The sequence below is a fragment of the Rhodococcus sp. G6(2025) genome (assembly GCF_058628105.1).
Genome location: NZ_CP179750.1, coordinates 993,525 through 1,019,062 on the forward strand (window position 1 = coordinate 993,525; position 25,538 = coordinate 1,019,062).

The following is a 25,538-nucleotide window of genomic DNA, read 5'->3' on the forward strand; positions in this document are numbered from 1 at the left end:
ATGTGTCTCGGTATTCCCGGTCAGGTGGTGCGCATGCTGGAGGGCTACGGCAACCAACTCGCGCTCGTCGACGTCGTCGGCGAACAGCGCAAGGTGAACGTCGGCATGCTGCCCGAGGACGTCCGCCTGGAACCGGGCGACTGGATCGTCATCCACATGGGCTTCGCCATGGAGAAGGTGGACCAGGCGGGCGCCGAGAAGGCGATGGCCGGGCTGGAGATGATGGGGCGGTCGCGGACGGCCGACGACGACTGACGGCCCAGATCACCGCATCCCGGCCTCACGGACGTCCGGTGGTCCGGCGACGAAGTCGCGTGCCCGGTTCCAGCGGGCGTGGTAGCGCTCGCCGAATCGTGACCGGGCACGGGCCATCCGGCGCGGTTTGTTCGGGTAGCGGCGCATCGCCCACCAGGAGTCGGGTTTGGCGAGGCGGATGGCGCCGATGATCGCCACCGGCTGGAACACGATCCCCACGATCCCGGTGACAAACTTGCCCTTGAGCATGCAGATCACCGAGATGGCGAGAGAGATGGCCAGATAGCCGATCGACGACCACCACTCCGGGGTGCCGATCCGGCCGGTTACGAGTTCGGCGCCTCCGATCATCAGACCGGTGATCATGAGCGCACAGAAGATCGCGTCCACCGACTTCCGGCCGGACGTGCTCCAGTACACGTCGTCGAGGTGCACCCACAGCGCGAACTCGTCGAAGGTGAGCGCGAGGCCCACTCCGAAGAGGGCGGCGAACACGTTGAGCGCGGTGCCCTCCGGGGTGGTGGCGATCAGTGCCAGCCCGGCCAGCGTCATGAACAGGATCCCGAAAACCTGGTGGTGCAGGTGCACGCCGCCGACGGTGATGTCGTTGATCAGCCCGCCCCCCGACTCCGCGCCGTCGTCCGTGGGCGCCGCTCCCGACCGCGACCGGATACGGCGGGTGATGGTCCGGGTGACGACGAACGTGACCAGGACCGCGAAGAACAACCACATCATGGGAAACAGGACCACTACCCGGCTGTCGCCTTCGGTGTCCACGACGATCTCGGCGAGAAGGGCCATCTCGACACTCCGTCAGGTGGGGGAAATCATCCTCTATCCGGGTATACACCCCGCTCGCGGACGGCGGACGAAGACTGGGTGTTCGTCCCTGGACTCGTCGACGGACGTCACGCCGGGAAGTGGTCCAAAGGACCGTGACCGACGGTCGCAGCCGTGGCGGTCCACAGGCGGGTGGGGTCGTACCAGTGGTCGCGGCCGATCAGGTCGAGATGTCGTTCGGTGAGACCGTGCCGGGCGCCGACGGTCACCGCGTCGTCGAAGGTGAGACTCGTGGCGGGCAAACGGAGGCGGCCCGAGTCCGCGAGTGCCTGCCCGAGTTTGCGGACGGTCACCGGGTCGCGGTGGCAGGCGTGGAACACCTCGCCGTTGCGTGCGGGGTACTGCGCGGCGAGGGCGGCGAGGAGTCGGGCGAGGTCGTTCACCGCGATGATCGAGATCCGGGATCGTCCCTCGTCGACCCAGGCCCCCAACGTCTCAACGATCCGGATGAAGCCGGGGACGAACCAGCGGTCGCCGGGGCCGTGGACGAAGCCGGGCCGGACGACGCAACCACCCCGTTCGAGGACGCGGTATTCGGCGGCCAGCCTGCTCGCGCTCAGCGCCGAGACGGGTGCGGGCGTGGCCTCGTACTCGCCGATTCCGCTGTGCGGCCCGGACCCGTACACGCCGATGGTGCTGACGTAGATCACCCGGCTGATGCCGTTCCGGGCCGCGGCGGCAAGCAGATTCTCGGTGCCCGCGACGTTGACGGCGACGCAGTGCGCCGGGTCGTTCCCAGTATAGGAGGCGGCATGGATCACGACATCGGCGCCGGTGAGCGCTGTTTCGAGGCTCGCCGGATCGGTCAGATCCGTCCGGGCCGACACGACGCCCGGAATGTCGGTGTGTGGAGGTGTGCGCGCCACCGCGGTGCAGTGGATTCCGGCCGACTCCAGTGCCGTCACGGTGGCCGATCCGACGAAGCCCGTGGCCCCCACCACCGCGACACGGACCGGCGTGGAACGTGTTCGACCGCGGGCGGTCGCGGTCGACGCTGGTACCGTCTCTCCGGGCGCTGGGCGCGTAGTCCGTGCTTTCATCGTCATCGTTCTTCTCTCGTGCGGCAGGGAAAGGTGTGAACGTGGTTCAGCAGGCGCGTGCTGCGGCGACCCGACAGCAGATCGTCCGCGGGGCGGCGGAGATGTTCGAGAAGTCGGGGTTCGAAGGAGCCAGACTCGGCAACATCGTCGAGAACGCCGGAATCACGAAGGGGGCCTTGTACTTCCATTTCCGCTCCAAAGAGGACCTGGCGCGGTTCATCATCGGCGAGCAACACCGGATCTCCATCGCCTCCGTCGAGGCGATCGGCCGCGAGCAGGTGTCGGCGATCGAGCAGATCGTGATGCTCTGTCACGAGATGGCCCGGCAGATCGTGAACGATCCGATCGTGCGGGCCGGTATCCGGATCACCCTCGAACTCAGCGCCGACGACCAGGGCCCCGCCGACCCCTATCTCGACTGGATCAACAGTTGCGAGATGCTCGCCACGCGGGCCGTCGAGCAGGGAGATCTCCTCCCGGACATCGACCCGCCGAGGCTGGCGCGGTTCGTCATCGGCGCCTTCACCGGCGTCCAGACCGTGTCCCAGGTGTTGACGCAGCGCACGGATCTCGAACAACGTGTCGACGACATGTGGGGTTTCCTGCTCCCCGGGATCATGCCCGCGACCCGGCATCAGGACATCGCCCGGATCCGCCGGGCCCGCTGGACACCCGACGACGCCGACTAGCGCGCGCATGCGCTCACCGCGGTAGGCGCCAGCGCCGCGGTCCCTCGCACGACCGCCACTCCGCCCTGTACCAACGATCCGCGGATCGACAGCGCGCCGTCGTCCACCACGTCCAGCCGGATCGTGGCCCGCTCGTCGAGTTCGGCGAAACGGTGGAACGTGGCGCCCAGCGAAACGAGGTGTGCTTCCGGGACGTCGAGCCGGGCGCAGGCGGCCTGCCGGAATACCTCGAGCATCAGCATCCCGGGAATGTGATCACACGGATGGTCGAACAGCACGGGGTGCGCGTCGTCGATCCGCAACTCCCACTCGTTCTCGGAACACCGGGGACCCAGGACGACGTGCGCGTCGTCGACGTGACCGACCAGCCCCGCCGGGGCGGGTGCGGGACTCCACGGCGCCCCGATCGACCGCGGTCCGTGCTCACCCCACCGGGCCCGCGAGTACGCGGCCGGCGGAAACACTGCCGCGTGACCCGTTGCAGTGCCGGCGTCCTGTCCGCCGAGCCGGAACCGCATGTCCACGCGGAAGGCGGACAGCGCCCCACCGCGGTAGACGTGCTCGGACACAGCGACCTCGACGATCACGTCGGCGGCCGCGGCGCCCACCTCGAGCGCGCCGGGCACCGCCTGCACCCGGAGGTGCTGCATGACGAACCGGTTCGGCAGCGGAACGGAGAAGCGGGTATGTCCCAGGTAGATCGCGGTCTGCCGGAGCGTTTCCGCCAGCAGCATCGTGTCGTAGCGCCCACCCCGGGCGCGGTAGAAGCCGTGCAGGCGGGGCCACTGCGCGGCGACCACGAACCGATCCGGTCCCGGTAGCGACACACAGTCGGTGAGGAAGACCTCGGCCACGGACTGGCGATGGACGTACCTGCGCGGCACGGTCCGCTCGAACGACATCGGGGGAAGCGCATCGGGCACCGGACGGGAAACTCGCGCCACAACCCCATCTCCCCACAGAACCGGTCGGCCCGATGCCGCGGACCCGCCGAACTATAGAACACAGACCGCGCGGTCTGTGATGTGGGGAGTGCGTCGTTACCGGCCCTTCAAGCTTCCGATCCGAAGCGACCCCGCGCTGCTGTCCTCGTCGAGTTCCTCCTCGACCTCCCGGACGTACTCCTGCGGATCTTTGTCCGAGGTGTCCACATCCTTCGTGGAACGGTGAACGAGGAAGTATTCGGCGAAGCGCCGCCCGAGCGACTCGCGAAGATCCCCCGATGCGCTCCGGAAGTCAGCGAGGCCCTCGCGTTCCTCCTCGGCCATGTGCTCGTCGTTGGCCCGGCGCGTTCGGCCGACTTCCGCCCACCACTCCTCGGAGAGGATGGGGTATCCCGCCGCGGCTCGGACACCGTCGCGGATGTCGTTGTGGTCCCCGATCGCGTCGAGGGTTTCTTCCTCGGCGTCCTCCTCGCCGATGCGGAGAAGCTGGGGATAGAAGATTTCCTCTTCGGCTGCAGCGTGCAGATCCAGGCGTTTCGCCAACGGGGTCCACACCGCCTCGACGGCAGTGATGTCCACCCGGCGTCGAGCCTTCAGTTCGTCCAGTGCGGCGAACTGTCGTCGGAACCACTCGTGGTCGTCGAAAATCAACTCGATGATGTCAGGCATGATGCGATCCATCGTCGCACATCGGACTTACCGCTTGTCCTTCTTCGCTTGCCGCCGAGCGCCTGCGGCGATGGTGGATGCTTCGAACTTCTTGCGGCCGGAGGATTTCCGGGTGGCGTCGACGCGCGCCTTGCCGGACGAGCCGACCTTGCCGTCGCTGTCGCCGAGCCCGCTGAAGGACGGGGCGTCGCTCCGGGCGCGGGCGAGTCGCGCGTCCTTCAGGTCGCGTGCGCTTGCACGGGCAGCCGTCGCCAACTGGCCGCTCACCCTGCTCAGCGCTGCCTCGAAGACTTCCACCTTGTCGGCATTGCGCTTGTTGGCCGCCTTACCGGCTCCGCGCGCGCCCTTGTCCGCGACCTTCGCCGCGCCTTCCTGGCGGTACAGCTTCACATGCTTGTTGCGGGCACGGCGGACGCGGGTGTGCAATTTGATCAGCTTGTCCTCGTCCAAGTCGGCCATCTGAGCCTTCTTGGTCTCGCGGATCAGGACGAACTCTTCTTCGGACAGCGAGTTCAGAATCTTCTTCATGTCGGCTCCGATCCGGCCACAGGCCGTGGGTTCCAGTCATGGTAGCTGGGAAACGTTCGTGTCGGTCCGTTTCCGCGAGGACGGGGTCGCCTGCCGAAGCAGACGCTGATTGGTCTGTGCAAGTTGCCATTCCGTCTGCTCGCGCAACCGGTCCACCCGATCGGGGGCGAGACGGTCGCACACGAAATCCCAGTGCACCGCCACCTGGTCGCCCACGGTGAGGTCGTTCACGAAAGCCCCCTCGGGCACGCGGTAGTCGGCCGGGTCGTCCTGCTCGGCCCCGAGCGACAGCCGGGTGCCGTCCCACGACAGGCGGCGCGACCGGACGACGGCACGATCGTGATCGAGACCGACCACCTCACCCCAGCGGATGCGGCACGAGTCGAGAACCTGCAGCGGCTGCGGCATCCCGGTGTCCAGTAGTCGCGACCACGGGTACACGCCGAACACGTGAAAGTTGTGGGTGGGGGCCGCCTCCCCGAGCAGGTCCTCGGTGAGGTGCTTCCAGTAGTGGCCGGCCTGCGACGCGAGGCGGGCGAGCAGTGCCGCGCCGAACTCCGCGCGATCGATGCGGCCCGAGAGTTCGTCCGAGGTCCAGTAGGCTCGAACAACCCTCTCGTCCAAGGGGTCCGGGATTCCGGCGAGCTTGGCGATCACCTCCTGGTACGGCCAGGCACCGCTGAACTGCTTCGCCAGCGCCACCACGTCGGTGTCCGGCGCCCCACCGCACGCGACCGCCTGTAGTCGCTCAGAGCCGGGAGGGCCGCAGTAGCCCAGGGCATTCGGGGCGTGCGCGTATTGCGCGAACACACGGTGCCCGGACGGCATCGTGTGTTCGCGCGGCATCACCGGTCAGCCTCGCTGACCCAGCAATTGCGCCGTCTCGCGGTGGAGCCGGCCGAAGTTGTAGTACGCGGCGCACGCGCCCTCGGGGGACACCATGCACGTGCCGATCGGCGTCTCCGGAGTGCACGCCGTCCCGAACACCTTGCATTCCCACGGTTTGATGACGCCCTTGAGGACCTCACCGCACTGGCACGCCTTCGGATCCGCCACCCGCACACCCGGCATCGAGAACTTCTCCTCGGCGTCGAACTCGGCGTAGTTGCGGTGGACCTTGAGCGCGCTCTGCGAAATGAAACCGAGCCCACGCCATTCGAAGTGCGGCCGCAGTTCGAACGTCTCGGCCATCAGTTTCAGTGCCTGCACGTTGCCCTCCGCGCGCACCACCCTCTTGTACTGGTTCTCGATCTCGCAGCGGCCCTCCCGGATCTGCTGGAGCAGCATGTGCACCGACGCGAGGATGTCGAGTGGCTCGAAGCCCGCGACCACCATCGGTTTGCCGTACACCTCGGACACGAACCGGTACGGCCGCAGTCCCACCACGGTGGACACGTGGCCCGGGCCGAGGAAGCCCGACAACCGCAGGTCGGGGGACTCGAGGATGGCCTTGATCGGCGGCACGATCGTGACGTGATTGCAGAACACACTGAAGTTCTTCACGCCCAGCGCCCGCGCGCGCACCAACGTCACCGCGGTGGACGGCGCCGTCGTCTCGAACCCGACGGCGAAGAACACCACCTGGTGGTCGGGATTGTCGAGCGCCACCTTCAGCGCGTCCAGCGGCGAGTACACGAAGCGGACGTCCGCGCCGCGGGCCTTGGCCTCGATGAGATTGCCCTTGGATCCGGGCACCCGCATCATGTCGCCGAACGTGGTGAAGATGACGCCGGGCTGTTCGGCCAGCCACATGGCGTCGTCGACACGGCCCATGGGGATGACGCAGACCGGACATCCCGGTCCGTGCACCAGTTCAACCGATTCCGGCAGGAGATGCTCGATGCCGTGACGGTAGATGGTGTGGGTGTGCCCGCCGCACACCTCCATGAACTTGAACTCGTCGCCACGGGCCAGTTCGGTGATGGATTTGACCAGGGCGCGAGCTGCCGCCGGGTCCCGGAATTCGTCGACGAACTTCATCCCTGTTACCTCGTTCTTGCTGTAGTCACGCGATTTCGGACGAGTTGAACGCGTCGATCTCGTTCACGTAGTCGGCGCCCATCTTCTGCACCTGATCCAGCGTCAGCTGCGCCTCGATCTCGTCGATCTTCGCCATCGCGAAACCGACGTGCACGAGCACCCAGTCACCGACGACGAGACCTTCTTCGGCGAGCAGTCGCACACTGATCGTTCTCTGGACGCCGTTCACGTCCACCTTGGCCAGATGCTGTTCGGCGTCGACGATGTCGACCACCTGACCGGGTATCCCCAGACACATCGTGGTTCTCCTTCTCGGGCTGTTCTTCAGCAGATTCGGGGGAGCGGGTCACCGACGAGCATGTCGACGATCCGGCTGCCGCCGAACGAGGTTCGCAGTGCGACGATGCCGGGCGGTTCGGCCAGGATCTCGCCGACCACGGTGGCATCGGCTCCCCGCGGGTGGGCTCGCATCGCCGCGACGGCCGCATCCGCCTCGTCCGCCGCGACGACGGCGACGAACTTCCCCTCGTTCGCGACGTACAGCGGGTCGATGCCGAGCATGTCGCAGGCGCCCAGCACCTGCGGCTCGATGGGCAGGGACTGCTCGTCCACGATCACGGCGAGCTGGCAGGCGTGAGCGAGTTCGTTGCACACGGTGCCGACGCCGCCACGGGTGGCGTCCCGCATCCACCGCGTCGACGGGGCCGCCTTCAGAAGCGTCTCCACCAGCGCGTTCACCGGGGCGGTGTCGGAGGCGATGTCGGCCTCGATGGCGAGGTCACCGCGGGCGAGCATGACCGCCATGCCGTGGGCGCCGATGGTTCCCGACAACAGAACCTTGTCGCCGGCGCGCACGAGATCGGCCGACAGCCGCCTGCCCTCCGGGATGACACCGACACCGGCGGTGGAGATGTAGACGCCGTCGGCGGCGCCCTTGCCGACGACCTTGGTGTCGCCGGTGACGATCTGCACGCCGGACAGGACGGCCGCCTCGCTCATGTCGGCGACGATCTCCCGTAGTTCTGCGATCGGGAAACCCTCCTCGATGACGAACGCCGCGGACAACCACTGCGGGCGCGCACCGGACACGGCGAGATCGTTGACGGTCCCGTGCACCGCGAGATGCCCGATGGAACCGCCGGGAAAACGCAGTGGCTGAACCACGTACGAGTCGGTGGAGAACGCGAGCCGCTCACCCGAGGGCATGGTGAGCGCGGCCGCGTCACCGAGTTGCTCGAGTTCCTCGTTGCGGAACGCCTCGACGAACACCGCGTCGACGAGGGCCGCCGACGACTTCCCGCCCGCACCGTGAGCGAGGGTCACCACCTCGTCCAGCAGCCGCGGCCGGCGTTGCCGGAACTTGTCGATCCGCTCGAGGACCCGGTCTTCGCGTTCCGCCGAGGTGGCCGGTTCGGTGGTGCTCATGAAGCCTCCACGGAGTTGGGAGCGGGCCGCGTCATGTGTTCCTGGGCCACCGACCACAGCCGGTACCCGAGCATCGCGTGGCTCTCCTGGATCCGGTGGATGCTCTGCGAGTGGACGGTGTAGCAGAAGTCGAGTTCGCCGGCGGACGCCATCGCCGCCATCCGGCCGCCCTCGTGCCCGGCGAACCCGATGGTCAGCAGCCCCCGCTGTTTCGCCTCGGTGAGCGCGGTCATCAGGTCGTCGGAATTGCCCGACGTCGACAGTGCGATCGCGACGTCCCGGTCGCGGGCGTGCGCGATGATCTGCCGCTTGAAGATCAGATCGAAACCGACGTCGTTGCCGAGCGCCGTCACCACGGCCTGATCGGCGGCGAGCGACCACGCCGCCACCGGGCGTCCGCGGGCGGGACGGCTGAACAGCGATGCCAGGGTGGCGGCGTCGGTGGAGCTGCCACCGTTGCCGAACGTGTAGAGCCGGCCGCCGCGACGGAACCTGTCGGCCATGTCGATGCCGGCAGCGATCAGGCCGTCGCCGTACTCGTCGAGGGACTCCTTCTGCAGGCGAGCGCTCTCGGCGGCCTTCCCCCGCGCGGAGGCGGCGAGGTCGTCGAGGAGGCTCTGGGCGTCGGTTTCCTCCGAGTCGATGAACGGGTAGAGGAAGCTGGTGCTCTCCGAGTCGTGTGTCGTCATCGGTTCGCCTCCTGACCGGCGTCGTCGAGTCGCGTGATCGCAGCACCCGCGTGCACCAGGACGAGGTCGTTGGGCTGGACGTCGCCGAGGACGCTGACGTCCACCCACTCCTCACCCGCGGCGGTGCGGACCAGGGCGGGTCCGAGCGGTTCGGCCGGCTCGATCACCACCTCACCGAGACGCCCCTCGTCGCTGCACGTGACGCAGACCGTCTCGTCGCACTCCTCGGCGTCGGGCTTCAGCAGTCCCGAGTGCTCGAAGCAGACGTGGGTGAGTTCCCACAGCAGGTGGTACATGAGGACGAACCGCCCGGTGGCCGGCACCATCGGATCCTCCGAGTCGACCCAGAGGATGTGGTTCGCCGCACCGGCCGGAGGTCGGGGGCCTGCCCCGATCCACAGCGTCATCGCGCCCCACGCCGGTGCGCGGCGCATCGCGTCGACGACGGCGGGTTCGTTCGCCGACGCCACGGCCAGCAGGATGTCGCCGGGCCTGCTCGCCACCCGGGCCTGCGCCACCGGATCGGGTTCGACGAGTGCCACCGACGGCAGCGCCCGTTTGCCCATGATCACGGGATGCACGAATTCGACGGCGACGTGATGGGCGTGCGGTTCCCACTGGGGTGAGATCACCCAGAGCGTCGCGCCGTCATGGAATCTGCGGGCGAGTGACAATGCTGCGGCGGCGAGATCCGCAGACAGGTCCGTGTCGACAAGGTGCCCGCCCGCCTCTGCGGTGGTGGTCATTCACTAGCTCCCGTCCCGGACCGGCCGGTCGGGGGCTGCCGACGTCACGGTCCGCGCATGGTTGCCGCGGCACCGATCACCGCCTGGCCGAGGGAGAGTCCTCCGTCGTTGGGAGGCACCCGGTGGTGGGTGAGGACTCGATAACCGCTGCTCTCCCAGTGTGCTCTCACCAGTGCGAGGAATAAACGGTTTTGAAAGACTCCTCCGGTGAGTCCGATCGTCGACGCGCCGGTCGCGGTGGCGGCCCGGTCGACGAGGCCGGCGGTGGCGGCGGCGAGGGCATGGTGGAAGCCCAGTGCGAGCGCAGCGGGCGGGGTCCCGTCGCGGAGTCCGGCGACCAGTCCGGACACCAGAAGAGGCAGCCTGAGCTGGTCGTTCTCCACGTCCATGGCCAGGGGAGCCGGGTGGAGGGCGGTCCGGGCGAGGGCCTCGAGTTCGATGGCCGCCTGCGCCTCGTAGGTGACCCGGTGCCGGACCCCGAGCAGCGACGCGACGCCGTCGAACAGGCGGCCCGCGCTGGTCGTCCTGACACAACCGAGACCCGACCCCAGTTGCGACTCCACGGCCGCGCGTTCCGCGGTGGGGATCGCCTCCACGCACGGCAACCCGTCGACGTCGGTGATCCCGCACTCGTGCAGCAGAGCCAGCGCCACCCGCACCGGATTCCGGACGGCGGCGTCACCGCCCGGCAACGAGACGGGCTGGATGTGCCCCACCCGCCTCGTGTCGAGGATGTTCGGGCCGACGAGGAGGAGTTCGCCGCCCCACACGGTGGTGTCGCAGCCGTACCCGGTCCCGTCGAACGCGACACCGAGCACCGTCGTCCCGACCAGTCCGTGTTCGGCCATCAGCGACGCGACGTGCGCGTGGTGGTGCTGCACGGTGAGCAGGGGGACGCCGGTCCTGTCGCTGTAGCGCCGGGCCCAGTGGTGCGTCGAGTAGCCGGGGTGCCGGTCGGCGACCACCGCCTCCGGGGTGATGCCGTGCAGATGCGTCAACTGCCGCACCGACGTCTCGAAGGCGCGCTGACTTTCCAGGCTGCCCATGTCGCCGAGGTGCGCCGAGCAGAACGCGTAGTCCTGCCGGGTCAGGCAGAAGGTGTTCTTGATCTCCGCGCCCACCGCGAGGATCTCCGGGCCGTGCGCGGGGAGCACGACGGGCAGCGGTGCGAATCCGCGCGAGCGGCGGATCGGCAGCACCGCCCCGGCCTCGACCGCGAGCACGGAATCCTCGCAGGGCACCGCGATGCGGCGGTCGTGCATCAGGAACACGTCGGCGATGTCGGCCAGTCGAGTGCGGGCGTCGTCGTTGTCGAAACAGAGGGGTTCGCCGCTCAGGTTGCCGGACGTCATGACCAGCACCCGTGGTGGGTCGACGTCGCTGCCGGGGGTTCGGGTGAACAGGAGATGGTGCAGCGGGGTGTAGGGGAGCATCACGCCGAGGTCGTCGATCCCGGGCGCGATGCCGTCGGCAACCGACGCTGTGTTCTTCTTGTGCAGCAACAGGATCGGCCGGGCCGCGTGTCGCAGCAGTGCGCTCTCGGGCTCGGAGATCTCGCACAACTCGGCGGCGGCGGACAGGTCCGCGGTCATCACCGCGAACGGCTTGTCCGGGCGGTGCTTGCGCGCCCGCAGAGTCTCGACGGCGGTGGGGTCGGCGGCATCGCAGACGAGGTGGAATCCGCCGAGGCCCTTGACCGCCACGATCCGGCCGTCCCGCAACGCCCCCTGCACCGCGGTGAGGACGGCGTCGTCCCCGTCGATCCGGTGCCCGTCGACCTCGGCGAACAGGTGCGGACCGCAGTCGGGGCAGCACACCGGCTGGGCGTGGAACCGTCGATCCGCGGGGTCGCGGTACTCGGCGAGGCACGCGGCGCACAGCGGAAACTCGGCCATCGTGGTGTTGGGCCGGTCGTAGGGCAGGTCGGTGATCACCGTGAACCGGGGCCCGCAGTTGGTGCAGTTGACGAACGGATGGCGAAACCGCCGATCGTGCGGATCGGCCAGTTCGCGAAGACAATCCGCGCACGTCGCCACGTCCGGCGACACCAGCGTCCGCGCGCCGGGGACGTGCCGGCTGTCGATGATCCGGAACGACTCGTCGCCGCGCACCGGAACGGGCTGAGTGGTCGCGTCGACGATCACGGCCATCGGCGGCGCGTCCGTGCGGAGCCGGCGCACGAACTCGGACACCGACGCGGACTTGCCCTCTATCTCGATGAACACGCTGACGTCGTCGTTGCCGCAGTGGCCGTGCAGTCCCAGGTCGTCGGCCAGTCGCGCGACGAACGGGCGGAAGCCGACCCCCTGCACGACCCCGTGGACCGTGATGCGCGATCGTTCGACCGTCATCCTCGGATGATTCCCCCGTCGAGGTGCGGGGCGCAAGAGCCTGCCCGTGCACGTCCGGCGGCACAGACGCACCCTTTCTCGGTTCGCGCACTCGAAATTGCGCCTGAATTCGTGCGCGGGAGCCGAAAAGGAGTGCGGCTGCCGGATTACTCGCCGTCGGCGGAGCGTGCGCCGGTGACGGCGTCGATCAGCCCGTAGTCGCGCGCCTCGTCGGCGGTGAGGATCCGGTGGTCCCGCATGTCGCCGATCACCGTGTCGACGGGACGCCCGCAGGAGTCGGCGATCCGCTGCTGCAGCCTCCGGAGCTGCTGCTCGTGGTGTTCGGCGGCGATGGCGACGTCCGACGCCGGACCGGTGCAGGACGTCTGCGGTTCCCGGAGATGGAACGTGGCGTGCGACGCCGACGTCCGGCGGTCGGCGGGCGCGAGGAGGGCGATCGCCATTCCCCGGACGTCGCCGCGGCAGTGGACGTGCAGCGGGACGCCCATCAGATCGAGGGTGTCGAGGAGGACCGCGGCCGCGTCGATGTCGGCGTCGACGCCGTGCAGCCACAGCTGGACCTCCCCGTCGTCCGAGGCGTCGAGCAGTGCCAGCGACGCCGCCGCGCGGTTGGTGGCCTCGGCGTCGAGCCTGCCGGTCAGCGACACGATCCGTTTGTCGAACAGGCGCTCGGCCAGCCAGTCGGGACCGGGAGCGGGAGCGGGCACGGACGTGACGGGCATCGGGGCGGGCGGCTGCCGGGGGTCCGGCTGCCAGGGGGTGTGAAACGGCGGGACCTGTGGTGGGGTGGGTGGTGGCCAGATCATGGTGATGACTCCCGGTGCGCTGAGATCGTCCAGTCGACCGTCCGGCCCACGGCCTCCGCATACCGTTCGAGCGTCGACAGGCGGGGGTCGACGTCGCCGCGTTCGAGCCGTGCCACGGCCGATTGCGACGTGCCCATGTGGGCGGCGATCTCCGTCTGCGTCAGGCCGCGCTCGCGGCGAGTGGTGACGAGCTCGTCCAGCAGCGCTCGACGCCGATCGGACAGGTGCTCCAGTCCGGGAAAAGACGTGCGTCGAGGGGTGGTCGACATACCATCGATGGTATCTCGAAAATGGTATATACGGAGGGGTGCTCATGGCGAAGGTTCGTGCCGCCGTCATCGGCGGCGGCATCATCGGTCTGGCGGTCGCCCGGGAACTTCTGCACCGCATGGACGCCGTCGAGGCGACGCTGTTCGAAAAGGAGACCCGGGTCGCGGCCCACCAGACCGGACACAACAGCGGCGTCGTCCACGCCGGCCTGTACTACCCGCCGGGCAGCCTCAAAGCGCGCCTGTGCCGCCGTGGTGTCACCCTCCTGCAGCAGTACGCGGAGGACAAGGGTGTGGCCTACGAGGAATGCGGCAAAGTGGTGGTCGCCCACGACTCGTCCGAAGTGGCGCGGATGGACGCCATCTTCGACAGAGCGGTCGCCAACGGGGTCCCCGGCATCCGCAAGGTCGCGGGGGAGGAGATCCCCGAGATCGAACCGCACGCACGGGGAGTCGCCGCCGTGCACTCGCCGCACACCGCGATCATCGATTACGTGGCGGTCGCGGAGGCTCTCGCCGCGGACATCGCCGCCGCGGGTGGACGCGTGCTCCTCGGCCGGGAGGTCGTGGGCCTGGACAGCCGGACCGCGGAAACGGTGGTCACCACCCGGAACGGCAGCGAGGCCTTCGACCTGGTGGTCACATGCGCGGGACTGCAGTCCGACCGGGTGGCACTGATGTCGGGTGAACCGCGATCGCCTCGCGTGGTGCCCTTCTTCGGCGACTACTTCCTGCTCGAGCCCGAGCGGTCCTCGCTCGTGAAGGGGCTGATCTACCCGGTTCCGGATCCGCGGTACCCGTTCCTCGGGGTCCACCTCACCAAGCGGATCGACGGGCGAATCATGCTCGGACCGAACGCCTTTCTCGCCTTCGGGCGGGAGGCGTACGACCGTCGGGGGTGGTCGGCGGCGGACGTGGTGTCGGCGGTCGGGTTTCCCGGGTTCTGGCGGTTCGCCGTGCACAACACCGCGGCGGCGGTCCGCGAGGCCCGCACCGTCCTCAGCACGGGCCAGTTCGTGAAGGAGGCGCAGAAGTACGTGCCCGACGTGTGCCGCTCCGACGTCACCCGCGGACCCCGGGGCATCCGCGCTCAGGCGATGAACGCCGACGGCAGCCTCGAGGACGACTTCGTCATCACCGGGTCGGAACGCGTCGTTCACGTCCGGAACGCGCCCTCACCGGGTGCGACGTCGTCCCTCGCCATCGCCGAACACGTCGTGACGGAAGTTCTGGCCCGCCGGGTCTAGCGCCTGCGGAGCTGGAGCGTGAAGCCCTCGGGCATGAGGGTGAGGCGCTCGGCGACCTTCAGTCGATAGTCCGGGTCGCCCACGATGTCGTAGCGCCGCAGGATCGTGCCGAGAACCAGGACCGCCTCGTGGAGGGCGAACTGTCGTCCGATGCAGGCGCGCTCGCCGGTCCCGAACGGCTTGTACACGTGCGCGGGCCGGGACCGGATGCGCTCGGGGAGGAAATGGTCGGGGTCGAACGCCTCGGGATCGTCACCCCACACGGGGTCGCGGTGCAGGGCGGGGATGAGGACGAGCACCCAGTCGCCGACCTTCATCGGGTACTTGCCGACGAGGGTCGTGTCGACGGTCGCCTCCCTGCCGTACGCGGGGGCCGTCGGCCACAGCCGCAACGATTCGTCGAGCACCCGGCGCACGTAGCGGAGCTTCGCGATCTGCTCGAACGCGGGCTCTTCGTCGCCCCAGACCGCATCGACCTCCGCCTGCGCCTTTGCGAGGACGTCGGGATGACGCGACAGGTAGTACAGGGCGAACGACAGTGCCCCGGAGGTGGTCTCGTGTCCCGCGACCAGGAACGTCACCACCTGGTGCCGGATGTTCAACTCGTCGATCCGATGGGGGTCATTCTCCCGGGCGGCCCGCAGCATGAGTTCGAGCAGGTCCTCGGGGCCGTCCTCGGTGCTGTCGCGGCGGGCACGAATCACCTCGTCGACGACCTCGGCCATGTGTTCCAGGTTGGCGACGTTGCGTCGATCCGACCGTCGCGTCAGCAGGCGTCCGAGCGCGCTGGACTTCACGAACGTGGTGCGCTGCGAATGGCTCAGCGCACCGACCATCGCCTGCACGAACGGGTGCGGCCGGTCCCGTCTGAAGGAGTCGAAGGAATAGCTGAAACCGGTGCGGCCGATGGTCTCGAGCGTCAGCTTCGTCATGTCGGAGGACACGTCGACGGGGGAGCCGTTCACCCGCTCGTCCCAGTGCTCCGTCAGTTCGCCTGCGACATCCAGCATCGTGCGGTGATACGACCGCATCGCGGATTTCGTGAACGCCGGGGCGAGGAGGTTGTGCGCTTTGCTCCAGTTCGGCTCATGGTTGTAGGCGGTGAACAACCCGTCGCCGCCGACCTCGCGCAGCGACGCGACGCCGGGTGCCAGGTGTTTCGCGAACCGGGATTCGTCGGAGAGTTCCGCGACCATGTCGGCACCGGAGGCGAACACGAACCGATTGCCGAGGACGTTGCGCTCGAAGATGGGCCCGAGTTTTCTGCCGATCTCCATCGAATTCTGCACCGGAGTGCGGATGCTGATCCCGAAGACGTCGCCGACGACGGGAAGCCGCCATCGAGGATGCGGGATGGTCGCCTCCGCCGTGGTGTGCAGTGATTCGACGCTCATGTCGACCCCCGTGTCGATGTGGCCTGCGTTACTGAATTGATGTCTAGTACGCAAGGTACGCCTTACTGAACCGGTGTCAAGCAGTACGGTGACTGGCATGACCAGCGCCCGTCGACGACTCGCCCCGGAGCAGCGCCGGGCGCAGTTGCTCGACATCGGCGCGCGGCTGTTCGCGGACCGCCCCTACGAGGATGTGTGGATCGAGGAGGTCGCGGAACTCGCCGAGGTGTCGCGCGGATTGATGTACCACTACTTCCCGACGAAGCGGGATTTCTTCGCCGCAATCGTCGAACGCGAATCCGAACGACTGCTCGACGTGACGGCCCCCGACTCCACCCTCCCCGTCGAGGAACAGGTCGCGGCCGGCCTCGACGCGTACTTCGAGCATGTTGCGAGCCACCGGCACGGAGTCCGGGCCATCAACCACGGCGCGCTGTCGGCCGACGCCGACATCCGGGCCATCGTCGAGCGGGAACTCGATGCCCAGCAGCGCCGCATCGTCGACGCGCTCGATCCCCCCGCCAGTGAGAGGGAACTCGTCGGCGTCGCGGTGCGCGGATGGATCGCCTTCGTCCGTGCCGTCTGCATGGACTGGCTCGACCACCCGTCGATCGCCGAGGGCGAGCTACGTGAACTCTGCCTGCGCTCCCTGCGGGGCATGCTGGGCGGGCGGCTCGACTGAGCCGAGGGCTGGCACTTAAATAAATCAGTTGATATATTTAAGCCGAAATCCCTTCGGTGATCAAGGAGATCCCGCATGAGTGCACCCACCGTTACGTCGCAGGGCCGAACGGGCCCGGCGAAGACCGAGGCGGAACTGCGTCGTGAACTCGCGGCGGTGTACCGCCTGCTCGCGCATTTCAAGATGACCGACCTCATCTTCACGCACGTCTCGGTCCGGATTCCCGGGCCCGAACATCATTTCCTCATCAACCCGTACGGCCTGCTCTTCGAGGAGATCACCGCCTCCAACCTGGTGAAGATCGGACTCGACGGCGAACTCGTCGAACCGTCCGAATATCAGGTCAACCCTGCGGGATTCGTGATCCACGGCGCGATTCACGAGGCCCGGCCGGACGCGCAGTGCGTGCTGCACACCCACACGAAGGCCGGGTGTGCGGTGGCCGCGCAGGAGCATGGACTGCTGCCGCTGAACCAGATCTCGATGGAGTTTTACAACCGGGTCGGCTACCACGACTACGAGGGCATCGCCCTCAACACGGCCGAACGCGTGCGGTTGGTCGAGGACCTCCGCGATCATCCCGCGATGATCCTGCGCAATCACGGACTGCTCACCGTGGGCGAATCCGCTGCCGAGGCGTTTCTGCGAATGTTCTATCTGGAGAAGGCGTGTGACATCCAGATCGCCGCTCAGGCGTCGGGTGAACTGCGCGTTCCGTCGCCCGAGATCGCCGAGCACACCGCGCGACAGTTCGCCGGCGAGGCCACGGACGACTACACCGACGATCAGGCCTACGAGATGGCGTGGGCGGCGCTGCTGCGGATGCTGGACCGGACCGCCCCCGATTACAAGGACTGACAGCGGCCTGCCGAGACTGGCAGGGCGATCACATCCCCGGTGCGGCGACGACGCCCACCGGGGATGTGCCCGTCAGGACCGCCGCGACATTGCGGGCCGACTGCTGCGCCAGGGTGCGCGCGACCTGCGGTGAGTACCACGCGGCGTGCGGGGTGATCACGAGGTTCGGGATATGCAGGATCGGATCGTCCTGTGCGGGAGGTTCGTTCGGAAGGACATCGACGGCCGCACCCGCGAGGTGTCCACTGCGTAGTGCTGCGCCAAGTGCGTCGTGGTCGACGAGTCCGCCGCGGGAGACGTTCACCAGATACCCGCCGCGCTTCATCGTCGACAGCGCACGCTCGTCGATCAGACCCCGCGTCTCGGAAGTCAGGGGGACGTGCAGGCTCAGCACGTCGGAGCGGCGCAGCAGTTCCTCGAACCCGACCACCTCGATGCCCGCGGCCGCCAGTTCCCCGGCGCGGTCGCCCAGCCCGCGGCCGCTGACGAGGACGGTCATCCCGAGGGCTCGGGCGCGCAGTGCGAAAGCGGCGGCGATCCGGCCGAAACCGTAGAGGCCCAGCACGGTTCCCGCGATCCGCCGCGGCGGTGCGGCGGTGACGTCCCACCCGCCCGCACGCACGGAGCGGTCGAGGGCGTGGGTGGATCGGAGCAGTCCGAGGGTGAGCGCGAGCGCGTGGTCTGCGACCTCCTCGGTGCAGTAGTCCACCGCGCGCGTGACCCAGAGGCCGCGTTCGTGGGCCGCCGACACCGGCAGGTGGTCGTACCCGGCGGACGTCGCCGACAGCAGTCGCAGGTCCGGAAGATCCGACAGGTGACGGGGCTGAAGGCCGGTGTTCTCCGGACCCACGAGCAGGGCGATGACGCCAGGGCCGGACGGGAACTCGGACTGGTGCACGACGTCCGCGGAAATACCTGCGGCGGCAAGCGAATCGGACAGTTCTTCGGCCGGAATGAAGTCGTCGAGGACGACGACGCGGTCGGTCATCTGCCTACTGCTCCCGCTTCTTCGGTGGTCCGTCGTACGGCGGCGTCCACGCAGCGGGCGGCTGCGTCCTCCGCGCTGATCGCCTCCATGACAACGGGATCCAGGATGGCCTGCAATGCAAGACCGTCGGTCAGCGCCACCAGCGCGACGGTGACGGCGTCCGCGTCGAGGTCGGTGGAGACGGTGCCCTCCCGCTGTGCGGCGACGACCGACTCGCGCACGACGCCCCGCCAGCGGGCGAGGAAGGCCGCGATCTCACCGCGCGCCGTTTCCTCGGCCGCACCCTCCGCGTAGAAGAACAGGAACACACGGGTCATCGCCAGCCGCCGTTCGTCGAGCGGCAGGATGCTGGCGGTGATGTTCCGCAGCTTCTCGATCGGGCCTGCGCCCTCCTCGTCGAGGATCGTGCGGTACCGGTCGCCCTGGATGTCGCCGGCCCGGCGCAGCGCCGCGAGGAGCAATTCGTGCCGGGACCCGAAGTAGTGGTTCAACACTCCGGTCGACCACCCGCTCTCCTCCGCCACCGCTCGCGTGGTGACGGCGGAGATCCCCTCCCTGGCGATCAACGCGAGAACGGCGTCGGCGAGCGCCAGTCTCCGCTCGTCGTGGTCGACGATCTTCGGCACGATCATTCCTCCCGCTCGTGCGCACTCACTTTCGTGCGCTGATGCCACTCAGGCTATCGGTGCCGGGACCGGAACCGGGTCTTCCTCGGGCTTTCCCGACACTCGCGCGTTCCACACGGACATCACGTTCGCCGGGGTGGGTTCGGTGAATAGGCTGGTGGCCACGAACACGACCAGAGCGCTGACGAGTCCGACGTACACCGGCTCGTTCGCCAGGACGTCGCCGACGACGAACATCGTCGCGATGGTCGCCACGGTGCCCACCGCCATGGCCGCCATGGCCGCGGTTCCGGTGGCGCGCCTCCAGACCAGTCCACCGAGGATCGGGACGAGGAGCCCGCCGACCAGGATGTCGTAGGCGATCGTGAGCGCGGAGACGATGTCGTTGATGAGCGCGGCGATCACGATGCTGACGAGGCCGATCACGATCACGTAGAGGCGGTTGCCGCGCACGTCGGCTTCCGGATCGGACGTGTCCAGTTCGGGTCGTGTGCGGCCGAAGATCTGGGCGACCAGCGGAAGGACGTCCTGCCGGGCGACGGTGGCGGTGGCGATCAGCGCGCCGGACGCGGTCGACATCATCGCGGCCACCGCGGCGGCGAGGACGATGCCGCTGAGACCGACGGGCAGGACGTGGACGGCGACGTCGGCGTACACGTCGTCGGACGACCCGATGTCGGGCATGAGGGCCGACGCGGCCAGACCGATCAGTGCGCCCGCGACGCCGTACAGCAGGCAGTAAATGCCGGCGGTGACGCCGCCCCATCGTGCGACCTCCGGCGACTTCGCGGTGAACACCCGCTGCCAGATGTCCTGTCCGATGAGGATGCCGAGGGTGTAGACGACGAAGAACGTGACGATGGTGCCGGTGCCGATGGTGCCGAGCCCGAGTGCCTGTTCGCCGACGCGCTCCTTGATGCCGGCGTACCCGCCCGCCTTGCTCCACGTGAACGGGAGGAGCAGGGCGAAGACGCCGATGGTCTTGATGACGAACTGGACGACGTCGGTGAGCGTGATCGACCACATGCCGCCCATCGCCGAGTAGGCCACGACGATGAGGCCGCCGAGGACCACCGACAGGGTCCGGTCGAAGCCGAACAGCACGTTGAAGATGGTGGCGTAGGCGATCGTGGAGGTGACGGTGAGCATGAGGGTGTAGGCCATCATCACGAGACCGGACGCCCCGGTGGCGTCGATGCCGTACCGGAGTTTGAGCATCCCGGAGACGGTGTAGACCTTGAGGCGCTGGATCCGTGCGGCGAAGAGCAGGCTGAGCAGGAGGACACCGGCGGCGATCGATACGACCAGCCACATTCCGGAGATGCCGTACTTGTAGCCGAGGCCGACGCCGCCGACGGTGGAGGCGCCGCCGATGACGACCGCCGCCATCGTGCTGGTGTAGAGGAATCCGCCGAGTCGGCGGCCGGCGACGAGGTATTCGCTGGAGTTGCTCGCCCGGCGTTTGCCCCACCAGCCGAACGCGAGCATCGCGCCCAGATAGATCAGGATGATGGTGATGTCCATGGTGCGTCCTTCACGTGTCCTAGCGGATCGGTGATGACGGGCGTGGTGGTCCCGTCGGTGCCGGTCTCGTCAGACCGTTGCCCTAGACGGTAGGAGAACATTGACGTGAAATAAATCAGTTGATACAAATAATCACTTCAGAAAATCGTGAAGTAATGGTGCGAGCCAGCTCACACCCTGTTTTCGACCCCGCCGGAGGAGTGCGATGCGCAGCTCGCTGCCCGATCTGAAGCTCCTCCAGATCTTCGCGGCCGTCGTCCGTCACCAGGGGTTCGCGCCCGCGCAGCAGGAACTCGGACTGTCCGCCTCCGCGATCAGCACCTACATGAGCCAGCTCGAACGGCACCTCGGCATCGTCCTGTGTCACCGCGGGCGGGGCGGATTCGGTCTCACCAGCAAGGGCGAGCTCTACCACAAGGAATGCCTGCGCATCCTCGGCGAACTCGAGGGGTTCGAACGCTACGGCGCCGCGCTGCAGGGGGAGCTCCGGGGAACCCTCACCATCGGGGTTCTCGATTCCACCGTCACCGACGCCACGCTGCCGCTCGCCGACGTGATCGGCGTGTTCAGCAAGGACCACCCCGCCGTCTACCTCGACCTGAAGATCCAGACCCCGCACGAACTGCAGGTCGGCGTGCTCGACGACCGGATCGACGTCGCGGTCGGCGCGTTCGCCTCACCGATGAACGGCCTCGTCTCCCAGGCGCTGCACCGGGAGCAGCACTGGCTGTACTGCAGCGACAAGCACCCGCTGTTCGGCAGGAAGCGGGTGCCGCCGGAGGTCATCACGCAACAGCGGATGGTGACCCGCGGCTACTGGTCCGAGCAGGAACTCGCCCGCCAGGGGTTCCCGCAACCCTCGGCGACGGTGGAGAACATGGAAGCGCAGCTCATCCTCGTGCTGTCCGGCGCGTACATCGGATACCTACCCGAGCACTACGCGGAGTACTGGGTGGACCGGAACCGGCTCCGTCCGATCCTGCCGGCGTCGTTCGGTTATCAGGCGCCGTTCTCGCTGATCTACCGGCGGGGCCGGGCCCGCGAACCGATGGTCCTCACGTTCCGCGAATTCGTCCGGACCAGCATGGGCAGCTGACCGCCGCTCACCGGGTCGGGGAGCCCAGTTCGGTCGACAGCGCACGGCAACGCTCGACGAGAACGAGACCGTGCTGCGCGCAGAGTGCGTCGTCGAGACGGAACGTCGGCCCGATGATGCTGAGCGCGCCCACGATCCGCCCCACCGCGTCGTAGATCGGGGCCGCCACACCCGTCGACTGGTCCTCGATGGTGTCGTGGGCGATCGCGTATCCCTCACTCTGCAGGTCACCCCGCAGCGCGGCGCCGACGGCCGTGCCCTCGAGCGGCACCGTCTGCCCCACCCATCCCATGTGCCGGATCGCGTGGGTGCCCTCGATCTGCGCGAGATACAGGGCGGTGCCCTTCGGGCCGTGGGTCGACAGGTACGTGGATTCGCGGGTTCCCTCCGCGATCGCGACCATCGCGGGCCGGGCCCGGGACAGCAGCTGGTTGTCGCTGATCGCCCGGGCGCCGATCTGGAGAAGTCGCGGCCCGGCCCGGTAGACGTTGTCGTCGCCGCGGACCAGGAACTCGCTCTGCTCCATGCTGCGGATCAGGCGCAGCGCGGTACTCGTGGCGAGGCCTGCGGCTTTCGCGGCATCGCCGAGCGTCAACCCGCCCTGCTCGGTGATCGCGCCGAGCAGTTCGAAGGTGCGGCTCGCGCTGCGGGTCACATCTCCGGGGGCCATGGGTTCTCTCCTGACGGTCGCGGGTGTCGGCGTGAATCTACCGCGACGCGATCTCGGACAGCAGGGGCTGCCGGTGTTCGTCGAGCAGCGGGCTGCGGCGAACCCCGGGGCGCGCGCTGTCGCCGAACACGACCGGCTGCCGGACGTAGTCGATCGTTCCCGCGACCGGATGATCGAACGACTCCACGAGTCCCCGGTGCCTGCTCTGCTCGGACGACAACGCCTGTTCCACGTTCCAGATCTCGGAGCTCGCCAGTCCGGCCGCGCCGAGGACCGCGACCACCTCGGCGACCGTCTTGTCCTTCGCCCAGATCTCGATCTCCGCGCGCAGCGCCGGTTCGTGATCGGTGCGGGACGTGTCGTCGGCGAAACGGTTGTCGCCGAGAAGGTCTGCGCGATCCATGGTGTGGGCGAGCTTCTCGAATCCGGACTGGCTGGCGACGGCCAGGACGAACAGGCCGTCCGACGCCCGGTACGTGTCGAACGGGGTCGAGACGGGATGGCGATTGCCCACTCCCGCCGGCGCGACCCCCGATGCCTGCAACTGGCTGTGCGCGGTGGGGAGCATGGCCAGCATGCTGTCGAACATGGCGACGTCGAGGTGTTGTCCCACACCCGATTCCCGGGTGCCGACCAGGGCGGAGCTGATGCCCCACGCCGCGAACAGTCCCGCGACGAGGTCGCCGAACGATTCGCCGAGCCGGGTCGGCCCGGATTCGGGGAAACCGGTGATGCTCATGATCCCCGACAGCGCCTGCACGACGAGGTCGTAGGCGGCCGAACCCGCGAGCGGCCCGTCCTGCCCGAAACCGGAGATGGACGCGTAGACGAGCCGGGGATTGCGGGCGTGGACGGTGTCGTAGTCGATGCCGAGGCGGGCGGTCACGCCGGGCCGAAAATTCTCGACGAGAACATCCGCCGTGTCGAGCAGGTCGAACAGCACCTTCCGGTCCGCGTCGTCCTTGAGATTCAGTGCCAGCGAGCGTTTTCCGCGGTTCAGCACGTTGAAATAGATGCTCTCGCCGTCGCGGAACGGGCCCAGGTGCCGCGAATCCTCGCCGGCAGCGGGCTCGATCTTGACGACGTCGGCGCCGGCGTCTGCGAGCAGCGCCGTGCAATACGGTCCGGCCAGGACGCGCGAGAGATCGACGACGCGGATGCCGTCCAGGGGAGGAAGGGTAGGCATGACGGGCCCTCTCAGAATTCGGTCGAGTGCGGGGACGGGGCGTTGGAGGCGATGGTGAGCAGCTGGATCTGCGAGGTGCCCTCGAAGATCCGGAGGATCCGGCAGTCGCGGTAGAGGCGTTCGATCTCGGATTCGCGCATGAAACCGGCGCCGCCGTGAATCTGCACGGTCTGGTCGACGATCGAGAAGCAGGCCTCCGTGGCCACGTACTTCGACACGGACGCGGCGCGGCGCAGGTCGACCCCGGCATCCTTCACGTCCGCCGCCCAGTCCGCGGTGACGCGGGAGGCTACGAGCTGCGCGTCGCACGCGCCCAGCAGCAGCTGAATCGCCTGGAATTCGGCGATGGGGTGTCCGAACTGTTTGCGCTCGGCCGCGTAGGAGCGTCCCAGTTCCCACGCGCGCAGGGCGATTCCGTTGGCCATCGCCGCCACGTCGACGCGGGCGCGGTTGAGGGCGGTGAGCGCGATGTTGCCGCCGCGGCCCTCCGTTCCCACCACGGCGTCGTGGGGAAGCACCACGTCGTCGAGGTACACGGTGTAGGTGGGCGCGGACCGGATGCCCAGCTTGTCCTGGGGCTCCGAGTAACTCACGCCGGGAGTGCCCTGGGGGAGGACGAACGCGGTGATGCCGCGGAAGCCTGCGGACGGATCGGTCTTGGCGAAGGCGACGACCAGGTCGGCCTCCTTGGCGTTGGAGATGTACGTCTTCGAACCGGACAGGTGCCACCCGTCGTCCTCGCGCCGCGCCGTCGTGCGCATCGAGGCGATGTCGGAGCCGGCGTCCGGTTCGGTGAGGGCGAACCCGGCGAGCAGTTCACCGGACGCGAGCCGGGGCAGCCACCGGCGCTTCTGCTCCTCGGTTCCGCCGACGAGGATCGGCTCGAGCCCCAGGTAGTGCGCGGTATAGATCGAGGCGAGGGCGGCGTCGGTGCGGGCCACCTCCTCGATCGCGATCAGCTGTGTCCTGGTGGACAGGCCCAGTCCGCCGAACTCCTCGGGCACCGAGATGCCCATCAGGTCCTGTTCGCCCAGTCGCTTCACCAACTCCGCCGGGAACTCCCGCGTCTCGTCACGGAACGCCGCGCCGGGGTGGATCTCACGGTTGGCGAATGCACGCACTGCGCCGCGGAACTCGGCGGCATCGAGCAGCTGATCGGTCACGGAAACTCCTGTCGGAAGATCGAAATTGCCACCTAGTGAAATGACAATGCCACTTGGTGGCATATCGACTATGAAGGAGACCGGCGAATTTGTCCAGGGGTGCCGGTGTCCACGGACACGGGAGCGGGTACTCGACCACGGACGCACAGCGCACACTCCGTGCGGCATTGCAGAGGGAGGCTTCATGCGCACGATCACACGAGGGATCGTCACCGCGGGAACGATGATCGGCGCGGTTCTCGCCGGCGCGGGGACGGGCGTGGCGGAACCCGCCGTGCCGTCCGGCACCTATCAGGGAACGACCACCGCGCCGGCGGGTGAGTTGATCTGGAAGGGCAAGACGTTCCAGGGCGGCACGGTCGTCAACAACTTCGCGTTCGGTCTGACCGGGCTCGCGGGCACGACCTCGCAGGACGGGAACGGAAACACCGTCATCGACTACAGCCCATCGGGTCTGGGGTTCCTGACCGACAGGATGACCCCCAACGCAGACGGGACCTACACCGGGGCCGTGTACGTGGGCGGCAACCAGGTGGGAAGCTTCGGCCTCGCGAGATAGCTGTCCCGGGGCCTACTACGACGATGACGAGGCCGCACCGCTCGGGTGCGACCTCGTCGTCACAGTGTCATCGGGGCGTCGGTCAGACGGCCCGGACATTCTGGGCCTGCGGGCCCTTCTGGCCCTGTCCGACCTCGAATTCCACCCGCTGGTTCTCCTCCAGCGACTTGTAGCCGCTGCCCGAGATCTCGGAGTAGTGAACGAACACGTCCGCGCTGCCGTCGTCCGGCGCTATGAATCCGAAGCCCTTCTCGCTGTTGAACCACTTCACAACACCCTGCGCCATACCGTTCACTCCCTGCAGTTGCCGCCCG

29 protein-coding genes are annotated in these 25,538 nt (G+C 68.1%); 7 read left to right on the plus strand and 22 right to left on the minus strand.

Annotated elements, in window-relative coordinates; all coding sequences use genetic code 11:
- Entirely contained in the window at positions 1-255 is a 255-nt protein-coding gene (locus ACLIVD_RS04785) for a HypC/HybG/HupF family hydrogenase formation chaperone (RefSeq protein ID WP_061697679.1), read from the plus strand.
- Between the two features lie 9 nt (positions 256-264).
- Here the strand turns inward: ACLIVD_RS04785 and ACLIVD_RS04790 are convergent, their stop codons facing one another.
- Complete coding sequence (locus ACLIVD_RS04790; RefSeq protein WP_283330483.1) at positions 265-1,056, minus strand: hypothetical protein; 792 nt, start codon at positions 1,054-1,056, stop codon at positions 265-267.
- Positions 1,057-1,163: 107 nt separating this feature from the next.
- On the minus strand, positions 1,164-2,141 hold the full coding sequence (locus ACLIVD_RS04795; protein WP_491932040.1) for an NAD-dependent epimerase/dehydratase family protein: 978 nt from the start codon (positions 2,139-2,141) through the stop codon (positions 1,164-1,166).
- Between the two features lie 35 nt (positions 2,142-2,176).
- On the opposite strand from ACLIVD_RS04795, the gene ACLIVD_RS04800 reads away from it, so the two are divergent.
- On the plus strand, positions 2,177-2,824 hold the full coding sequence (locus tag ACLIVD_RS04800; RefSeq protein WP_005244660.1) for a ScbR family autoregulator-binding transcription factor: 648 nt from the start codon (positions 2,177-2,179) through the stop codon (positions 2,822-2,824).
- On the opposite strand, the gene ACLIVD_RS04805 is transcribed toward ACLIVD_RS04800, so the two are convergent.
- From ACLIVD_RS04805 to ACLIVD_RS04860, 12 genes are all read right to left on the minus strand, one after another.
- The gene (locus ACLIVD_RS04805; RefSeq protein ID WP_491932041.1) at positions 2,821-3,768 is read right to left on the minus strand and encodes a ScbA/BarX family gamma-butyrolactone biosynthesis protein; all 948 of its coding nucleotides are present in this window, start codon (positions 3,766-3,768) and stop codon (positions 2,821-2,823) included. The two genes, ACLIVD_RS04800 and ACLIVD_RS04805, sit on opposite strands and share 4 nt — an antisense overlap.
- A gap of 96 nt (positions 3,769-3,864) precedes the next feature.
- Positions 3,865-4,437 (minus strand): hemerythrin domain-containing protein, encoded by a 573-nt coding sequence (locus ACLIVD_RS04810; protein WP_491932042.1) that lies wholly within the window; start codon positions 4,435-4,437, stop codon positions 3,865-3,867.
- A 27-nt stretch (positions 4,438-4,464) separates the two neighbouring features.
- Positions 4,465-4,965: a hypothetical protein gene (locus tag ACLIVD_RS04815; protein WP_283330499.1), complete on the minus strand. Its 501-nt coding sequence runs from the start codon at positions 4,963-4,965 to the stop codon at positions 4,465-4,467.
- 36 nt (positions 4,966-5,001) lie between these two features.
- Positions 5,002-5,793, minus strand: a complete 792-nt coding sequence (locus ACLIVD_RS04820) for a DUF6390 family protein (RefSeq protein ID WP_491932848.1) — start codon at positions 5,791-5,793, stop codon at positions 5,002-5,004.
- 24 nt (positions 5,794-5,817) lie between these two features.
- Complete coding sequence (gene hypD / locus ACLIVD_RS04825; protein WP_005258643.1) at positions 5,818-6,945, minus strand: hydrogenase formation protein HypD; 1,128 nt, start codon at positions 6,943-6,945, stop codon at positions 5,818-5,820.
- 25 nt (positions 6,946-6,970) lie between these two features.
- On the minus strand, positions 6,971-7,243 hold the full coding sequence (locus ACLIVD_RS04830) for a HypC/HybG/HupF family hydrogenase formation chaperone (RefSeq protein ID WP_005244643.1): 273 nt from the start codon (positions 7,241-7,243) through the stop codon (positions 6,971-6,973).
- A gap of 26 nt (positions 7,244-7,269) precedes the next feature.
- Positions 7,270-8,370, minus strand: coding sequence for a hydrogenase expression/formation protein HypE (gene hypE / locus ACLIVD_RS04835; protein ID WP_105416728.1), 1,101 nt, complete (start codon positions 8,368-8,370; stop codon positions 7,270-7,272).
- Positions 8,367-9,059 carry a D-sedoheptulose-7-phosphate isomerase gene (locus ACLIVD_RS04840; protein WP_005258645.1) on the minus strand — a complete coding sequence of 231 codons (693 nt, stop codon included), beginning with the start codon at positions 9,057-9,059 and terminating at the stop codon, positions 8,367-8,369. The genes hypE and ACLIVD_RS04840 overlap by 4 nt, the downstream gene beginning before the upstream one ends.
- A complete protein-coding gene (locus ACLIVD_RS04845) occupies positions 9,056-9,805 on the minus strand; it encodes a HypC/HybG/HupF family hydrogenase formation chaperone (RefSeq protein WP_016884043.1) in 750 nt (249 codons plus the stop codon). The genes ACLIVD_RS04840 and ACLIVD_RS04845 overlap by 4 nt, the downstream gene beginning before the upstream one ends.
- Positions 9,806-9,849: 44 nt before the next feature.
- Positions 9,850-12,156 carry a carbamoyltransferase HypF gene (gene hypF, locus ACLIVD_RS04850; protein WP_491932043.1) on the minus strand — a complete coding sequence of 769 codons (2,307 nt, stop codon included), beginning with the start codon at positions 12,154-12,156 and terminating at the stop codon, positions 9,850-9,852.
- Positions 12,157-12,302: 146 nt separating this feature from the next.
- Entirely contained in the window at positions 12,303-12,878 is a 576-nt protein-coding gene (locus ACLIVD_RS04855) for an ATP-dependent Clp protease proteolytic subunit (RefSeq protein ID WP_280779176.1), read from the minus strand.
- 80 nt (positions 12,879-12,958) lie between these two features.
- A complete protein-coding gene (locus ACLIVD_RS04860) occupies positions 12,959-13,231 on the minus strand; it encodes a helix-turn-helix domain-containing protein (protein WP_061042299.1) in 273 nt (90 codons plus the stop codon).
- Between the two features lie 44 nt (positions 13,232-13,275).
- On the opposite strand from ACLIVD_RS04860, the gene lhgO reads away from it, so the two are divergent.
- Positions 13,276-14,478, plus strand: coding sequence for an L-2-hydroxyglutarate oxidase (gene lhgO / locus ACLIVD_RS04865; RefSeq protein ID WP_491932044.1), 1,203 nt, complete (start codon positions 13,276-13,278; stop codon positions 14,476-14,478).
- Here lhgO and ACLIVD_RS04870 read toward each other — a convergent pair.
- Positions 14,475-15,872 (minus strand): cytochrome P450, encoded by a 1,398-nt coding sequence (locus ACLIVD_RS04870; protein ID WP_283352963.1) that lies wholly within the window; start codon positions 15,870-15,872, stop codon positions 14,475-14,477. The genes lhgO and ACLIVD_RS04870 overlap by 4 nt on opposite strands.
- A gap of 97 nt (positions 15,873-15,969) precedes the next feature.
- Between ACLIVD_RS04870 and ACLIVD_RS04875 the strand changes: the two genes are divergently transcribed.
- Together ACLIVD_RS04875 and ACLIVD_RS04880 are read left to right on the plus strand one after the other, a co-directional pair.
- Entirely contained in the window at positions 15,970-16,554 is a 585-nt protein-coding gene (locus ACLIVD_RS04875) for a TetR/AcrR family transcriptional regulator (RefSeq protein WP_283352964.1), read from the plus strand.
- 75 nt (positions 16,555-16,629) lie between these two features.
- A complete protein-coding gene (locus ACLIVD_RS04880) occupies positions 16,630-17,412 on the plus strand; it encodes a class II aldolase/adducin family protein (protein WP_283352965.1) in 783 nt (260 codons plus the stop codon).
- Between the two features lie 28 nt (positions 17,413-17,440).
- Here ACLIVD_RS04880 and ACLIVD_RS04885 read toward each other — a convergent pair whose 3' ends face one another.
- Genes ACLIVD_RS04885 through ACLIVD_RS04895 form a run of 3 tightly spaced genes read right to left on the minus strand, consistent with a single transcriptional unit; the run spans position 17,441 to position 20,550 of the window.
- Positions 17,441-18,400: a C-terminal binding protein gene (locus ACLIVD_RS04885; RefSeq protein ID WP_491932045.1), complete on the minus strand. Its 960-nt coding sequence runs from the start codon at positions 18,398-18,400 to the stop codon at positions 17,441-17,443.
- Positions 18,397-19,032, minus strand: a complete 636-nt coding sequence (locus ACLIVD_RS04890; RefSeq protein WP_280778920.1) for a TetR/AcrR family transcriptional regulator — start codon at positions 19,030-19,032, stop codon at positions 18,397-18,399. The genes ACLIVD_RS04885 and ACLIVD_RS04890 overlap by 4 nt, the downstream gene beginning before the upstream one ends.
- 42 nt (positions 19,033-19,074) lie before the next feature.
- Positions 19,075-20,550: a sodium:solute symporter family protein gene (locus ACLIVD_RS04895; protein ID WP_491932046.1), complete on the minus strand. Its 1,476-nt coding sequence runs from the start codon at positions 20,548-20,550 to the stop codon at positions 19,075-19,077.
- Between the two features lie 205 nt (positions 20,551-20,755).
- Between ACLIVD_RS04895 and ACLIVD_RS04900 the strand changes: the two genes are divergently transcribed.
- Positions 20,756-21,646: a LysR family transcriptional regulator gene (locus tag ACLIVD_RS04900; protein WP_005244617.1), complete on the plus strand. Its 891-nt coding sequence runs from the start codon at positions 20,756-20,758 to the stop codon at positions 21,644-21,646.
- Positions 21,647-21,653: 7 nt separating this feature from the next.
- Here ACLIVD_RS04900 and ACLIVD_RS04905 read toward each other — a convergent pair whose 3' ends face one another.
- The 3 genes from ACLIVD_RS04905 to ACLIVD_RS04915 are packed head-to-tail and all read right to left on the minus strand — an operon-like array spanning position 21,654 to position 24,665.
- Entirely contained in the window at positions 21,654-22,316 is a 663-nt protein-coding gene (locus ACLIVD_RS04905) for an IclR family transcriptional regulator (RefSeq protein WP_283330507.1), read from the minus strand.
- Between the two features lie 37 nt (positions 22,317-22,353).
- On the minus strand, positions 22,354-23,502 hold the full coding sequence (locus ACLIVD_RS04910; RefSeq protein WP_491932047.1) for a CaiB/BaiF CoA transferase family protein: 1,149 nt from the start codon (positions 23,500-23,502) through the stop codon (positions 22,354-22,356).
- Between the two features lie 11 nt (positions 23,503-23,513).
- Complete coding sequence (locus ACLIVD_RS04915; RefSeq protein WP_491932048.1) at positions 23,514-24,665, minus strand: acyl-CoA dehydrogenase family protein; 1,152 nt, start codon at positions 24,663-24,665, stop codon at positions 23,514-23,516.
- A gap of 184 nt (positions 24,666-24,849) precedes the next feature.
- On the opposite strand from ACLIVD_RS04915, the gene ACLIVD_RS04920 reads away from it, so the two are divergent.
- Positions 24,850-25,224, plus strand: a complete 375-nt coding sequence (locus ACLIVD_RS04920; protein ID WP_283330509.1) for a hypothetical protein — start codon at positions 24,850-24,852, stop codon at positions 25,222-25,224.
- Positions 25,225-25,306: 82 nt separating this feature from the next.
- Here ACLIVD_RS04920 and cspE read toward each other — a convergent pair whose 3' ends face one another.
- The gene (gene cspE / locus ACLIVD_RS04925; RefSeq protein ID WP_005244612.1) at positions 25,307-25,510 is read right to left on the minus strand and encodes a transcription antiterminator/RNA stability regulator CspE; all 204 of its coding nucleotides are present in this window, start codon (positions 25,508-25,510) and stop codon (positions 25,307-25,309) included.
- Between the last annotated feature and the right edge of the window lie 28 nt (positions 25,511-25,538).